Annotated in this window: 11 protein-coding genes; 4 read left to right on the top strand and 7 right to left on the bottom strand. The window is 57.2% G+C overall.

The features are described from left to right. Nucleotides 1-89: 89 nt before the first annotated feature. The 5 genes from ABLV17_RS10530 to iolD all read right to left on the bottom strand — a co-directional run bounded on the left by ABLV17_RS10530 (nt 90) and on the right by iolD (nt 6590). Nucleotides 90-1586, bottom strand: a complete 1497-nt coding sequence (locus tag ABLV17_RS10530; RefSeq protein WP_015368530.1) for a sugar porter family MFS transporter — start codon at nt 1584-1586, stop codon at nt 90-92. A 153-nt stretch (nt 1587-1739) separates the two neighbouring features. Beyond that, a complete protein-coding gene (iolE, locus tag ABLV17_RS10525) occupies nt 1740-2639 on the bottom strand; it encodes a myo-inosose-2 dehydratase (RefSeq protein WP_308958162.1) in 900 nt (299 codons plus the stop codon). Nucleotides 2640-2662: 23 nt separating this feature from the next. After that, nucleotides 2663-3547, bottom strand: a complete 885-nt coding sequence (locus ABLV17_RS10520) for a sugar phosphate isomerase/epimerase (RefSeq protein ID WP_015368532.1) — start codon at nt 3545-3547, stop codon at nt 2663-2665. A 41-nt stretch (nt 3548-3588) separates the two neighbouring features. Next, entirely contained in the window at nt 3589-4602 is a 1014-nt protein-coding gene (locus tag ABLV17_RS10515; protein WP_087858356.1) for a Gfo/Idh/MocA family oxidoreductase, read from the bottom strand. 47 nt (nt 4603-4649) lie between these two features. Continuing rightward, a complete protein-coding gene (gene iolD, locus ABLV17_RS10510; RefSeq protein ID WP_308958161.1) occupies nt 4650-6590 on the bottom strand; it encodes a 3D-(3,5/4)-trihydroxycyclohexane-1,2-dione acylhydrolase (decyclizing) in 1941 nt (646 codons plus the stop codon). A 527-nt stretch (nt 6591-7117) separates the two neighbouring features. Between iolD and iolC the strand changes: the two genes are divergently transcribed. Continuing rightward, a complete protein-coding gene (iolC, locus tag ABLV17_RS10505) occupies nt 7118-9031 on the top strand; it encodes a 5-dehydro-2-deoxygluconokinase (protein ID WP_308958160.1) in 1914 nt (637 codons plus the stop codon). Between the two features lie 148 nt (nt 9032-9179). Further along, nucleotides 9180-10034 (top strand): MurR/RpiR family transcriptional regulator, encoded by an 855-nt coding sequence (locus tag ABLV17_RS10500; protein WP_015368536.1) that lies wholly within the window; start codon nt 9180-9182, stop codon nt 10032-10034. An 84-nt stretch (nt 10035-10118) separates the two neighbouring features. On the opposite strand, the gene iolB is transcribed toward ABLV17_RS10500, so the two are convergent. Beyond that, entirely contained in the window at nt 10119-10919 is an 801-nt protein-coding gene (gene iolB, locus ABLV17_RS10495; RefSeq protein ID WP_045386797.1) for a 5-deoxy-glucuronate isomerase, read from the bottom strand. 18 nt (nt 10920-10937) lie between these two features. Next, on the bottom strand, nt 10938-12443 hold the full coding sequence (locus tag ABLV17_RS10490; protein ID WP_032713568.1) for a CoA-acylating methylmalonate-semialdehyde dehydrogenase: 1506 nt from the start codon (nt 12441-12443) through the stop codon (nt 10938-10940). 355 nt (nt 12444-12798) lie between these two features. Between ABLV17_RS10490 and ABLV17_RS10485 the strand changes: the two genes are divergently transcribed. Together ABLV17_RS10485 and ABLV17_RS10480 are read left to right on the top strand one after the other, a co-directional pair. Beyond that, nucleotides 12799-13620 (top strand): TIM barrel protein, encoded by an 822-nt coding sequence (locus tag ABLV17_RS10485; RefSeq protein WP_087858350.1) that lies wholly within the window; start codon nt 12799-12801, stop codon nt 13618-13620. A gap of 87 nt (nt 13621-13707) precedes the next feature. After that, nucleotides 13708-15210: a helicase HerA-like C-terminal domain-containing protein gene (locus ABLV17_RS10480; protein WP_087858349.1), complete on the top strand. Its 1503-nt coding sequence runs from the start codon at nt 13708-13710 to the stop codon at nt 15208-15210. Nucleotides 15211-15223 lie beyond the last annotated feature (13 nt).

Here is a 15223-nt window from a genome sequence, read left to right as displayed (position 1 = left end):
AGCGGGGCGCCCGGCTTGCGGCGTAAACGCCCAAGCCGGGTGACCAACCGCCCCCAGCGCAGAATGCGCCGGAGAGTTTTTGCGAAGCCTTAGATTTTATCCGCCTGCGACGAAGCCCAGGATTTACGCGCGTAGGCTTTTCCCGCCGGGCTGGTATCCAGCTTCTCACGCAGATAGTGCTCGATCTGCTCAAGGCTGCGGTTGCGCGTTTCCGGCACGCATTTGATCACGAAGATCGCGCCGAAGATGCCGATTGCCGCAAAAATAAAGAAGGTTCCGGAGAGGCCGACCCACGACAGTAGCATCGGGAAGAACAGCGAGATCAGGAAGTTGGCAATCCACATTGAGAACACCGCCCCACCCATAAACATCCCGCGCATCCGGGTTGGGAAAATTTCCGACAACAGCAGCCAGGTCACCGGTGACAGCGCCCCCTGCTGGAAGCTCAGGAACAACAGCATTCCCGCCAGTACCATATAGGCGCGCAGCGCATCCGGCTGACCATTGACCGTTTCCGGCAGCAGGTAGCTCACCGCGCCGATAAACACCAGGCAGGCGGTACAGCCGAACTGGCCGATCATGGTCATCGGGCGACGGCCTATCTTCCCCAGCATCCAGATGCCGACGAAGGTCATCAGCACCGAAACCACGCCGTTGGCAATGGTGGCGAACAGCGCGGCGTTATCGGTCATACCGACCGAGGTCAGCACCGTCGGCGCATAGTACATAATGGTATTGACGCCGGTCAGCTGCTGAATAACCGCCACGCCGATACCGATCATGAACAGCTTAAACAGCCACGGAGTCATGATTTCACGAATTTTGGGCTTACCGAGATTGCGCTGCTCGTCGAGAGTTTCCGTAATCTCCATTAGCTCCCATTCGACATCATCTTTACGCCGCGTACGCTCCAGCACCCGGCGCGCTTCCGCCAGCCGGCCTTTCATCGCATACCAGCGCGGGGTATCCGGCATAAACATCATGCCAAACCACAGCAGCACGGCAGGTAGCGTCGCCACCGCCAGCATCCAGCGCCAGGTACTTTCACCGCCCCAAAGCTCATGGAAGGTGGCGTTAGAAATATAGGCCAGCAGTTGGCCTGAGACGATCATCAGCTCCTGCAGCGTGACCAGTTGCCCGCGTTTGTTGGCGGGCGCCATCTCAGCGATATATACCGGCACCGTTGCCGCCGCGCCGCCAACCGCTACGCCGAGAACCAGGCGGAAGAAAATCATCCAGTTGACGTCCGGCGCGAGGGCGGTTCCCACCGCGCCGATAGCGAAGATCACCGCCAGCCAGAGGATGATTTTCTTTCTGCCTGCGGCGCTGGCCAGATGGCCAGAAAGCAGTGCGCCGAATGCGGCTCCGAACAGCAGCGAGCTGGTCACCAGCCCGGTGGTAAACGGCGTGAGATGCAGCTCCTTACCCATAAACAGTAGGGCGCCGGAAATCACCCCGGTGTCGTAGCCAAAGAGTAAACCGCCTAAGGTCGCAATCAACGCAACGATCTTAACAAACGGCGTTGCCGGGGCGTCGCTATTCGGCCCCGACGCTTTATTGAGTGTGAGATATTGTTCCTGTGACATAGAAGACTCCAGTAACCTACCTTGTAGGGGGAAGATATGCTCTTGTCTGAATACAGAGGCCTCCTGCCTCACGGACGTGTCGTTCTCGTGTGGTTCTCTTGAGGTTTAGAAAAAGCGGGCCACGCAGCTGTGTGGCCCGAAATGCATCAACGATCAGATTCCTGCCGTTTCGCGGATGTATTTACGCGCCTTTACGGCGTATTCGAAGGGGTTCGCCAGCGCGGGGTCTTGTTCGGCTTCCACCACCATCCAGCCCTTGTAGCCGTAGTCATCCAGCAACTGGAAGACCGGACGGAAATCTATTTCGCCATCTCCCGGTACGGTAAAGGTGCCTTTCTTGACGCCGTCGAGGAATGAGAGCCCTTCGCGGCGCACCTGCTCGATCACCGCGGGGCGGACGTCTTTCAGATGCACGTGGTTAATGCGCGGCAGATATTTTTTCAGGATTGCCAGCATCGGCGCCTTGCCGCCTTCCGAATACCAGGCGTGACCGGTGTCGTAGAGCAGGAAGACGCGTTCATCCACCAGCGACATAAACTTGTCGATCTCCGCGGTAGTCTGAATGCCGGTGCCCATATGGTGATGCAGGCAAACCTGCATCCCCTTTTCTGCCGCCAGCTTGCCAAGCGCGTTATAACCTTCGGCTACCCGCTGCCACTCTTCGTCGCTAAAGCACGGCTTCGCATCGCCGAGAATCGGTTTATCGAGCCCCTGGATACTGCCGCTTTGCTCAGAGCAGCCAATCACCTTCGCGCCCATCGCATGGAGAAAATTCATGTGATTAACGAATTCATCGATGGTTTTTTCTTTTTGGCCATTCGCGAAGAAGGTGCTGAACCAGGCGTTGCAAATTTGCATGCCGCGAATATCCAGCATCGGCTTCAGCACCGCCGGATCGCGCGGATATTTGCTGCCGACTTCGCTGCCGGTAAACCCGGCCAGCGCCATTTCGCTGACCGTTTGCTGGAAGGTGTTTTCGCTTCCCAGCTCAGGCATATCGTCGTTAGTCCAACCGATAGGGGCGATAGCCAGTTTGACATTGTCTTTGTTCATTTTGATGCTCCTACCGCCGCGCCTTACCGGCGCAGCAGTTCACGTTCGATAAGTTCACGCGTTTCCACGGCCTGGTATTTCATCTTTTCCGGGTAACCAAACAGCGAGGTGCAGACGATCGGTTCACCGCCAACTTTGAAGGTCTGTTCAGCGAAGCGCATATCGCGCAGGGTGCGGAACAGGGCATCGAAATCGACATCCCCCTCACCGACGCCGACGTGCTGGTGTACGGCGGCGTCAACGCCCGGCGGATTAACGATATAGCGGCAGTGTTTGGTGTGGTTGCGGGTATCGGCAATCAGCACGTGCGACAGGTCCTGACCGGCATAGCGCAGCATCTTCTCGACTTCACCTTTACCTTTGTCGTAGAAGAAGGTGTGCGGCACGCTGTAGACATACTTCACGTTGTCGCTGCGAAAGGACTTCACGATATCCACCGTCTCGTTGTTTTCTTCGCAGAAGTCCCACGGGTGGGCCTGGATTTCGACGCGGATACCTTCACGTTCGAATATCGGCAGTAATTCTTCCATCGAGCGGTAGAACATTTCTTCGCAAATTTCCGGCTGGTTAGGATCGCCGGAAAATTCGGTATTGATAACCTGCACGCCCATCTCCACCGCCACTTCGATTAACCGCTTCCAGTTCTTCACCGCCGCCTGACGACGCAGTTCATCCGGGCCGGACCAGCGATATACGCAGATGAACGAGGAGAGCTCAACGCCGTTGTCGCGCAGCGCCTGCTTGTACTCGGCCATGATCTCTCGGCTGGCGCGCGGATGTTTGTAGAACGGGTTAATCTGCGGGTGCGGCGATTGCTCAATGTATTTGTAGCCCCACTCGGCCACCTGCTGGACCATTCTGGTGATCCCGAGATCGCGAATCACATCGACATCAAAAGCAATTTTCATCGTCGTTACCTGTTTGAAACGTTACGTCGGTGAAGGAGGATTTAGCGTTGGTAGAATGCCGGGCATTCAGGCAGCGTCACGGCTACCGGTTCGTTACACTCCTGCGCTTTCAGACAGGCGTCGGCGGCAACCGATGCCGCATAGCCGTCCCAAGCTGAGGGGCCCTGCAGCTTGCCGGCTTTCACATCATTGATAAATGCCTGCAGTTCGACGTCGTAGGCTTTGATGAAACGGTCTTTCCAGTCGGTGAGGATGGCGGTAGACAGGCTGGCGGCTTTACGCATCTCCACCGCCGACGGTTCCGGCAGGCGCGCAATGCCCGTTTCGCCAACGACTTCGCACTGAATGTCGTAGCCGTACTGGCAATTTACGAAGACTTCGACGTCGATCAGGGTGCCCTTTTTCGTTTCAAACGAGACGATCTGTGGATCTTTCAGCCGCGCATGGGTATGGGAGGTCGAACGCGGGAAGCGTACCTGTACGGAGCGGTAGTCGTCATTTAGCAGCCAGCGCAGCACGTCCAGCTCGTGGATCAGGGTGTTGGTGATCGCCATATCGGTGGTGTAGTTCTCGCCGACCGACTGGTTGCGGTGGGCGCAGCGCAGCATCAGCGGCGCGCCGATATCGCCGTCATCAATGACTTTCTTCAGCGCCAGATAGCCTTCATCGTAAGGACGCATAAAGCCAACCTGAACGAGGCGACGCCCGGCTTTCATTTCCGCATCAACGATGCGGCGGCAGCCTTCCGCGCTCATCGCCAGCGGTTTTTCGCAAAATACGGGCTTACCGGCCTCAATAGCCGCCAGGGTGTACTCTTCATGGGTTGGATCCCAGGAGGTCACCAGCACGGCGTCAACGTCGCTGGCTTTAATCACATCATGACCGTCGGAGTAGACTTCCGCCTGCACGCCCGGCAGCGCTACTGCCGCACGGGCGTTATCGGCGTTGATATCGGAAACGGCGACCACGGTCGCCCCCTGTAGGACCTGGGTGCAGCGACGGATATGTTCTTTACCGATGGCGCCTGCGCCGATGACACCTAATTTGAGTGACATGATGGTTCTCTCCGTAGTTCTGTAGGGTTCAGGGTTCGTGTTCTTTGTTAGTAATCCCGCGCCTGGGCGCGTTTTTCATTAATCATTTCAGCGACTTTACGGATACGTTCCGACAGCGCCGTCTGCGCCACGCCGACGTTCCACCAGCTACCGTATTTGTGGACCATAGTTTTCGGCAGTACTTTAATGTCGATGAGCGTGCTGACGGTTTCACGGCGAGCGGCATCCAGCGCGTGGCGTAGCTCTTCAAGGGTGGTGACCCGCCAGGTCTTGCAGCCGTAGCCGGAAGCGATCGTGGCGAAATCCACCGGCACCAGCCCGCCCTGCAACCGGCCGTTTTCCGCCGAGCGGTAGCGGAACTCGGTGCCAAAGCTATCCATACCGTGTTCCAGCTGCAGGTTGTTGATGCAGCCGTTCGCCATGTTGTCGAGCAGGATGACGTTGATCTTCGCCCGCTCCTGCAGGGAGGTGACCAGCTCAGAGTGCAGCATCATGAAGGAGCCATCGCCGACCAGCGAATAGACTTCACTCTGCGGCTGCGCCAGCTTAACGCCGAGGGCGGCGTTGACCTCATAGCCCATGCACGAGTAGCCGTACTCGACGTGATAGGTATTCGGCGCGCGGTTGCGCCAGACGCGTTGTAAATCCCCCGGCAGGCTGCCCGCCGCCGCCACAATGACCGCATCCGCCGCCAGCGACTCGTTCAGGAGGCCAAGAACGCTACTTTGGGTCAGGGTGGAATCCGTGATTTGACGGAATTCGCGATAAACCGATTCACGGTCAATATGGTCGTCAATTTCTGGTACGAAATCCGTTTCCCGCCAGACCGCCTGGTAGACGCGCTGGGTCTCTTTCATCTGCCGGCTCTGCACGCTTGCAATCTGCGCGCCCCATCCTGCCTGCCAGGGCTCGTTCGCCAGCGCAGCGCTGAGCGCGCTGAGCGCCTCGCGGGCGTCCGCCAGCATTGGGATGCCGTCCAGCTTCCAGGCATCAAAATTACTGACGTTAACGTTAAGGAAGCGCACGCCCGGGGATTGGAATATCCATTTCGAGGAGGTGGTGAAATCGCTAAAGCGCGTGCCGATACCGATGACCAGATCGGCTTCTTTCGCCAACAGGTTGGCAGCCAGACAGCCCGTTTCACCAACGCCGCCGACGTTCAGCGGATGCGATGAAACCACCGTGCCCTTTCCGGCCTGCGTTTCCGCAAACGGGATGTCGTAACGTTCGGCGAAGCTCACCAGCGCTTCGCCTGCCGCGGAATATTTCACGCCGCCGCCGCAGACGATGAGCGGTTTACGGCTGGCTTTAATTGCCGCTACCGCATCCGCCAACTGCGCCGCGCTTGGCGGACGGCGATCCAGACGGTGGACACGGCGGGCAAAAAAGGACTCGGGATAATCCCAGACTTCACCCTGCACGTCCTGCGGCAGACACAAGGTGACGGCGCCGGTTTCCGCCGGATCCGTCAGCACGCGCATGGCATTAATGCAGGCGCTCATGAGCTGTTCCGGGCGGGTAATACGATCCCAGTACTTACTCACCGCGCGAAATGCGTCGTTAGTCGTGATACTCAGATCGTAGCTCTGTTCGATTTGCTGCAGTACCGGGTCCGGCTGGCGGGTGGCAAAGACATCGCCCGGCAGTAATAACAGCGGGATACGGTTGGCCGTTGCCGTCGCCGCGGCGGTGATCATGTTGGCCGCTCCCGGACCGATGGAAGAAGTGCAGGCAATGATCTGCCGGCGCAGTGACTGGCGGGCAAAGCCGGTGGCCGCATGGGCCATGCCTTGTTCATTACGCCCCTGGTAAACCCGCAGTTCGCCGCTGTTCTCTTCCAGCGCCTGGCCTAAGCCCAACACATTGCCGTGACCAAAAATAGCGAAAATCCCTTTCACGAATTTCTGCGCTTCGCCGTCCACCTCCAGATACTGGTTATCAAGGAACTTCACCAGCGCCTGCGCCATTGTCAGTCTCAGTTTGCCCATGTTGCCTAATCCTTATCGTTCAGTATTTGTCGTGTGAGTTAGCGCTTTGCTCGCCAAAGAAGATGGCGTAGGTGCGGGAAAGCCGTTAACGTCCACTGGAATATTTTTGGATTATAGGCAAACATTTTTTTCATTAAACACAAATACAGAAGAAATGTTTCATTTTGCGAGAAGGATCAAACTCTCTACCCATTTCACACGTTTCACTTACATCTCCTTCGCGAGCAGGTTTCCAAACAAAAGAGGAAAAACAAGATTATCTACATGAAAATTATGGATAATATTGGTATTTAAAAAAGGAGAACATGGGTAAGCGGGACGCAGACAGCATGTATGGGTGGGCAGCTGCGTACCCACGCAGAGTGGTAGATCCTTCACACTTTTGGTTTTTTAATTTCGATTAGATTTGAAAATGAAATATTTATTTCTCAAACTAGAGATAACTAATAACCATCAGGCTGTTCACGGCAGACCGTCACTCATGCGACCTTCTCCTGGCAGCAGATTTGCAAAAGGAAACCCTAGCGATGAATGCAGCAGTTAAGCGGCTCGACGTCATCTGTATTGGCCGGGTGGCCGTCGATCTCTACGCCCAGCAGATAGGGGCAAGGTTGGAAGATGTGGCCAGTTTCGCCAAGTATCTCGGCGGTTCCTCGGGCAACGTCGCCTTTGGTACCGCGATTCAGGGATTAAAATCGGCGATGCTGGCGCGGGTTGGCGATGAGCACAACGGCCGGTTTCTGCGTGAAACCCTCCGCCGCGCAGGTGTCGATACCGAATATCTGATCACGGATAAAGAACGGCTGACCGCATTGGTGATGCTGGGCATTAAGGATCAGGATACCTTCCCGCTGATTTTCTACCGCGACAACTGCGCCGATATGGCGCTGACGCCTGACGATATCAATGAAGAGTACATCGCCTCTTCACGCGCTCTGGCGGTGACCGGCACCCACCTTTCACACGCCAATACCCGCGATGCGGTACTGAAGGCGCTGGAATACGCCCGCCGCCACGGCCTGCGTACCGCGCTGGATATCGATTACCGTCCGGTGCTGTGGGGGCTTACTTCGCTGGGCGACGGTGAAACGCGTTTCATTGAGTCGGGTCCGGTGACCCGTCAGTTGCAGGAAGTTCTGCACCTGTTCGATTTAGTCGTCGGCACTGAAGAAGAGTTTCATATTGCCGGCGGCAGCACCGATACCCTCACCGCGTTGAAAAACGTTCGCCATGCCACCAACGCGACGCTGGTCTGCAAGCGCGGGCCGATGGGCTGCGTGGTGCTGGAGGGCGCCATCCCGGATAGCTGGGACGAAGTGCCGCTGCAGCAAGGCGTTCGCGTCGAAGTACTCAACGTACTCGGCGCCGGCGACGCTTTTATGTCCGGACTGCTGCGCGGCTGGCTTAATGATGAAGGCTGGGAACAGGCCTGCCGCTACGCCAACGCCTGCGGCGCGCTGGTGGTGTCACGTCACGGCTGCGCGCCGGCGATGCCGACGAAAGTGGAGCTTGATGATTATCTATCGCGGGCCGGTGCCGTTCCACGCCCGGATATCGACGCGCGGCTTAATCATTTGCACCGGGTGACCAGCCGACGCCAGTCGTGGCCGGAACTGTGTATCTTCGCCTTTGACCATCGTAAACAGCTGGCGGATCTGGCATTAGAAACCGGGCGCGACCCGGCCTGTATTCCCGAACTCAAACTGCTGCTGTTGGCCGCCGCCGAGGCGGCCGCTACAGAGGCCGGGCTGGATCGGCGCAGCGGCATCCTCGCCGATGGTACCTATGGTCAACGTTCACTTAACGCCATTACCGGTAAAGGCTGGTGGATCGGTCGGCCGATTGAGCTTCCCAGCTCGCGTCCGCTACGTCTTGAACATGGTAATATTGGCTCACAGCTGATCGACTGGCCGCTTGAGCACGTCGTCAAATGCCTGGTCTTTTACCACCCGGATGACCCGGCGGCGCTGCGCGCCGAGCAGGATGCGCTGCTGCTGGAAGTCTGGCAGGCCTGCAATAAGTCCGGGCACGAGCTGCTATTGGAAGTGATCCTGCCGGAGAACGGACCGGACAAAGATGAACGCCACTACCACACTATGCTGGAGCACTTCTATCAGTTGGGCATCCAGCCGGACTGGTGGAAGCTGCCGCCGCTGGCCAGCGCCCAGTGGGAGCGGATCTCAGCGCTTATCGAGCGCGAAGATCCGTGGTGCCGGGGCATCCTGCTCCTGGGGCTGGATGCGCCATCGGATCGATTGCGTTCAGGTTTCGCCGAAGCGGCCGGGCACCCGATGATCAAGGGTTTTGCCGTCGGCCGAACCATCTTTGGCCAGCCTTCGCGCCGCTGGATGCAGGGCGAACTGGATGACGCAGCGCTAATCGATGAAGTGAAACGCAACTATCTACGGCTCATCGGCTACTGGCGCGAAGCGCGCGGCTAACCTCCTTCAGGCCCGCCACTTCCTTGAAAGCGGCGGGCCTGCGGTTTCTTCGTGAAATGAATCGCGTATTTCATCGCAAAAAATGAAAAATTCGCTTCATTTGGTACACTGGAAGCCATATTCCTTCCATTTTCTCAGAGCGCAACTTATGGCTAATAATCCGACCCAACTGACCATCCTGCAGGATGAAATCAGACGGCGCTACGACACGCTCAGCAAACGTCTGAAGCAGGTGGCGCGCTATATACTGGATAACAGTAATAGCGTTGCTTTCGATACCGTAGCCTCCATTGCGCAACAGGCTGACGTTCCGCCCTCAACGCTGATTCGCTTCGCTAACGCCTTTGGCTTCAGCGGCTTTAACGAAATGAAGCAGATGTTCAGGCAGCATCTGATGGAAGAGACCGCCAACTACACCGAGCGCGCACGTCTGTTCCGCCAGACTACTAACGACGAAACAACGCCGCCGGAAACGCCGACGGAAATCCTCAACATGTTCAGCATGGTCAATACCCAGGCGCTGCAGCAACTGGCAATGCAGACCTCCGGCGAAGACCTCAACCGGGCGGTAGATTTACTGGCGGATGCGGAAAATATCTATGTTATCGGTCTGCGTCGCTCGTTCAGCGTCGCCTCTTACCTGACCTACGCGCTGCGCCATCTGGATCGCAAAGCCTTTCTGATCGACGGCCTCGGCGGGATGTTCACCGAGCAGCTCAGTCTGGTGGGGCCGAAGGATGTGGTCGTGGCGGTGAGCTTCTCGCCCTACGCCCGTGAAGTGGTGGAGCTGGTTGAGCTTGGCGCCCAGCGCAAGGCGCGACAAATCGCCATTACCGATAGCCAGGTAAGCCCGCTTGCCGCCTTCAGTGATGTGTGCTTTGTGGTGCGTGAAGCGCAGGTTGATGGTTTCCGCTCGCAGGTGGCCTCGCTGTGCCTGGCGCAGACGCTGGCGGTATCGCTGGCATTGAATAGCAGCAAAGAGCCGCAGCAGCACCGCGCCTGATTACCCGTTGCGCTAGCGGTAAACAGGGGCAATCAATAGACAAAAAAGCCGGGGACATCCCCGGCTTTTCTCGTATATCGCGCGCTATGAATAGCGATCGCTGTTGATCCAGGCGTGATCGTCTTCCCAGGTAAATAGCCACTTACGATCCGGCCCCGCCATCACGTTCAGATAATAGCTGTTGTAACCGGCGATCGCCGCTACCGGATGGTAGCCGCGTGGCACCATCACCACATCATGGTTATAGGGCGCCATACAGGCATCCAGGCTGCGGTCATCGGTGTACACTCGCTGAAAGGCAAAACCTTGCGGCGGATCGAAACGGTGGTAATAGGTTTCTTCCAGCTGGGTTTCCTGCCCCGGCAGCGCGGTATCGTGCTTATGCGATGGCCAGGAGCTGGTCGCCCCTTCTTCGGTGTAGACTTCCACTACCAACAGGCAATCCGCCTGGGCGTTATCCGGCAGAATATTATGTACCAGCCGCTGGTTGCGCCCTTTACCGCGATGCTCTACGCCGACATCCTCAGGCCGTATCACTCGCGCCGGGAAGCTGCCTTTGCCCGGCGCGCTGCAGACCGCCAGCTCAAGATCGGAATCTGCAGTGACCTCGACCTTATCCTGCGGCGGCACATAGACTGACCACGGCGGCGTACGCTCGAATGGCGACATGCGTTTACCGAGGTCGGGAAAATCGGCGTGCTGAGTTTTGATCGAGGCCAGCCCGGAGACCAGAACCAGACATAGCTCACGTTCACCGCTCTCCAGGGTCACGGTTTGCCCCTGTTTTAACATCCAGACATCAAAGCCAATATAATGCCACCCCGCGCTCTGCGGGGTGATGTGCTGGATATGTCCCTCTTTTTGCGCTTTAGCCAATAACGACATAGCGTTCTCCTTCGCCGATTAACCTAACGTCGGCATACTGAATTCAGATACGGTTTGCTGCCCCTGCGGCCAGCGCACGGTGGCAGTTTTCATACGGGTATAGAAGCGAACGCCGTCAGGCCCGTGGACGTTCAGCGCGCCAAATACCGAGCGCTTCCAGCCGCCAAAGCTATGGAAGGCCATTGGTACCGGCACCGGTACGTTGACGCCAACCATGCCGGCCTGTACATCATGAACGAACTCGCGGGCGGTATGGCCATTGCTGGTAAACACGGCGCTGCCGTTACCAAATTCATGGCTGTTAACCAGCGCCAGCGCGCTTTGGTAATCAGCAACGCGGACGATCCCCAGCACCGGGCCAAAAATCTCTTCACGCCAGATGGTCATTTCCGGAGTGACATGGTCAAACAGCGTACCGCCAACGTAATATCCGTCCTCATGCCCGGCCACGCGCAGCCTGCGGCCATCCACCACCAACGACGCCCCTTCGCTGACGCCCTTATCAATATAGCCGAGTACTTTTTTCTGATGCGCTTCGGATACCACCGGCCCCATTTCGTTTTCGTCTTTGCCGCGCAGGCAACCAGGTCCCACTTTCAACGACTCGACTAATGGTTTCAGGCGGGCAATGAGCTTATCTGCGGTCTCGTCACCGACGGCCACCACTACCGGCAGGGCCATACAGCGCTCGCCTGCGGAACCATACGCGCCGCCCATTATGGCATTCACGGTCGCATCAAGATCGGCGTCCGGCATCACGATGGCATGGTTTTTCGCCGCGCCAAACGCCTGGACGCGTTTTCCGTGAGCGCTGGCGGTTTTATAGATATATTCCGCTACGCCAGAGGAGCCGACAAAGCTGACGGCGGCCACACGCGGGTCGGTATAAAGCTGTTCGGCATCTTCATTGCTGCAATGAATGACGTTAAAAACGCCGTCCGGCAGACCGGCTTCTTTCAGTAATTCAGCCATGCGTACCGCCGCGGTCGGCGCCAGCGCCGGTGGTTTCAGCACGAAGCTGTTGCCGCAGGCCAGCGCGATGGGGAACATCCACATCGGCACCATAGCCGGGAAATTAAACGGCGTTATCCCCGCCACCACGCCCAGCGGCTGCATGAGCGAATAGCTGTCGACGCCGGTACCCACGTCGGAAGAAAACTCACCTTTAATGAGATGCGGAATACCGCAAGCGAACTCAACCACTTCCATGCCGCGGGTCAGCTCGCCCAACGCATCGGACCACACTTTGCCGTGCTCGCTAACGATAATTCCCGCCAGTTCATCGACGTGCTGTTCAAGCAGCATTTTAAAATTGAACAGCACGCGGGCGCGGCGCAGCGGCGTGGTACGGGACCAGCTGTCAAAAGCGTCGCGAGCGACCTGGATTGCGTCGGAAACCTCCTGCGCGGTGGAAAGCGTGACTTCGCGAACCACATCGCCAGTGGCCGGGTCGTACACCGGCATCGTTTCCCGGCTGCTGCTGGTTACCGTTTTCCCACCAATAAAGTTACCTGTGATAGTCATCTTCTCGCCTCATAGTGTAGAAGGCCGTTCAAGTTACGGCCCGTCGCTGATTGTGCTGTGCTATAACCGTAGTAAAATGAAATTTATATTTCAATAAACAGATAAAATGAAATTCCACTTTGGTGATAGCTGTCGCATTTTTCAGCAAGCCTCTCTCTACATGATTTCATATCTCAGCGGTAGTGAAGGTGAGATTTTCTGCGGTTGACGTTGATGTAAACTATGAAATAGCGCAGCAACTATTTTGCGATCGTGCTCAAACAACCATCATTTCATCCATTGCCAATGATGAAATAAACATTTTAACTATCAGGCAAGCGAACTAAACCAGTCAACATCTTGTCAGGAGTGTCAAATGGCCATTGCCCTGCAGCGTTTCTGTATCAATCGTAAAATTGCGCCGTCGCTCAGCATTGAGGCGTTTTTCCGTCTGGTGAGCGAACTCGGGCTGCACAAGGTCGAGCTGCGTAATGATTTACCCAGCGGTAAAGTCACCGACGCGCTCACCCACCAGCAGGTGCGCAGGCTGGCCGACCGTTACCAGCTTGAAATTCTGACGATCAACGCCGTCTATCCCTTCAACCGCCACAGCGCTGAAGTACGTCACCTGACGGAGTCGCTGCTGAAAGAAGCGCAGGCTATTGGCGCCAAATCGCTGGTGATGTGCCCGTTAAATGATGGCACCACGGTAGCGCCGCAAGAAACGCTTGCCGCTATGCGCGAGCTGGCGCCGCTGTTCGAACAATATGGCATTCAGGGCCTGGTCGAGCCGCTGGGCTTCCCACAAAGTTCGCTGCGCTCGGCGGCGCAGGCTCAGGCGCTCATTCGCGATGCTCAGGTGCCGTTTAAGCTGTTGATTGATACTTTCCACCATCACCTTTATCCACAAGCAGAAGAGGAATTCAGCCAGCTGGACATTGCTGAGATAGGTCTGGTTCACCTCTCCGGCGTTGACGATTCCCGCCCGCGAGAACAGTTGACCGACGACGAGCGCATCATGCTGACGCCGCATGACCGGCTGCTGACCTGTCAACAGGTGCGGCATCTCGAAGCCCGCGGATACCAGGGGGATTACGCCTTCGAGCCTTTCGCTCCGCAGCTGGCGTCATGGCGCGAAGAGGATATTCGCCGCGAGATTGAACAGAGCATTGCGCTGATTCAGCGCCACTGCGCGTAAGATTAAACGTTGAGAGTTATCGATTTCCTCCCTCTTTTTGCTGTCAGGTTGCCTATAATCGACGCAGGATAAATGGAGGAATCGATCATGAGCTCACCCTTGCTAATCGCACGCACGCTGGACAAACAGCTCCATCTGCTGCCAGCAATGGCTAACCGTCACGGCCTAATTACCGGCGCCACCGGTACCGGTAAAACCGTAACGTTGCAAAAACTGGCGGAGTCATTTTCCGAGATCGGCGTGCCGGTCTTTATGGCCGATGTGAAAGGCGACCTGACCGGTATCGCGGAGGCAGGCCAGAGCTCTGAGAAGCTTCAGGCGCGTCTGGAAAAAATCGGCGTTACCGACTGGGAGCCGCACGCCAACCCGGTGGTTGTTTGGGATATCTTTGGTGAAAAGGGCCACCCGGTGCGCGCCACGGTGTCAGACCTCGGCCCCCTGCTGCTCGCCCGCCTGCTCAATCTTAATGAAGTACAAAGCGGCGTACTGAACATTATTTTCCGTATCGCTGACGATCGCGGTCTGCTGCTGCTGGACTTTAAAGATCTCCGCGCCATCACCCAGTTTATCGGTGATAACGCCAAAGCCTTCCAGAACCAGTATGGCAACATCAGCAGCGCTTCGGTCGGCGCTATCCAGCGCGGGCTGTTAACCCTGGAGCAGCAGGGCGCAGAGCACTTCTTCGGCGAACCGATGCTGGATATTCAGGACTGGATGCGTGTCGATGCCAGCGGTAAAGGGGTGATTAATATCCTTAGCGCCGAAAAGCTCTATCAGATGCCGAAGCTTTACGCTGCCAGCCTGCTGTGGATGCTCTCCGAACTCTACGAGCGCCTGCCGGAAGCCGGCGACCTCGAAAAACCGAAGCTGGTGTTCTTCTTCGACGAAGCCCACCTGCTGTTTAACGATGCGCCGCAGGTACTGCTGGATAAAATCGAGCAGGTGATTCGCCTTATCCGTTCTAAAGGGGTCGGCGTCTATTTTGTCTCGCAGAATCCGTCGGATATCCCGGATGCCGTGCTCGGCCAGTTGGGCAACCGCGTGCAGCATGCCCTGCGCGCCTTTACCCCGAAGGATCAAAAAGCGGTGAAGACCGCCGCCCAAACCATGCGCGCCAATCCGGCGTTCAGTACCGAGCAGGCCATTCAGGAGCTCGGTACCGGCGAAGCGCTGATCTCCTTCCTCGACGAAAAAGGCAGCCCATCGATAGTAGAGCGAGCGATGGTTATCGCTCCCTGCTCGCGGATGGGGCCGGTCAGCGATGATGAGCGTAATGGCCTGATTAACCACTCGGCGCTGTACGGCAAGTATGAAGAAGAGATTGACCGCGAGTCGGCCTTCGAAATGCTGCAAAAAGGGGTGCAGGTCGCCACCGAGCAGCAGTCGGCGCCGCCGGCAAAAGGCCAACAAAGCGGCGATGACGACGGGCTGCTCGGGGGACTGAAAGATATTCTGTTCGGCACTACCGGCCCGCGCGGCGGTAAACGAGATGGTATTGTGCAGACCGCCGCCAAAAGCGCCGTACGTCAGGTCACCAACCAGATCGTCCGCGGCATGCTGGGAAGCCTGCTAGGCGGAAGGCGCCGTTAACGTCAGTGTCGAG

The sequence above is a fragment of the Klebsiella sp. CN_Kp091 genome (assembly GCF_040065095.1).
GTDB lineage: Bacteria > Pseudomonadota > Gammaproteobacteria > Enterobacterales > Enterobacteriaceae > Klebsiella > Klebsiella aerogenes.
The sequence above is the reverse complement of the archived record's forward strand: the minus strand, read 5'-3'. Positions and strand labels throughout refer to the sequence as shown.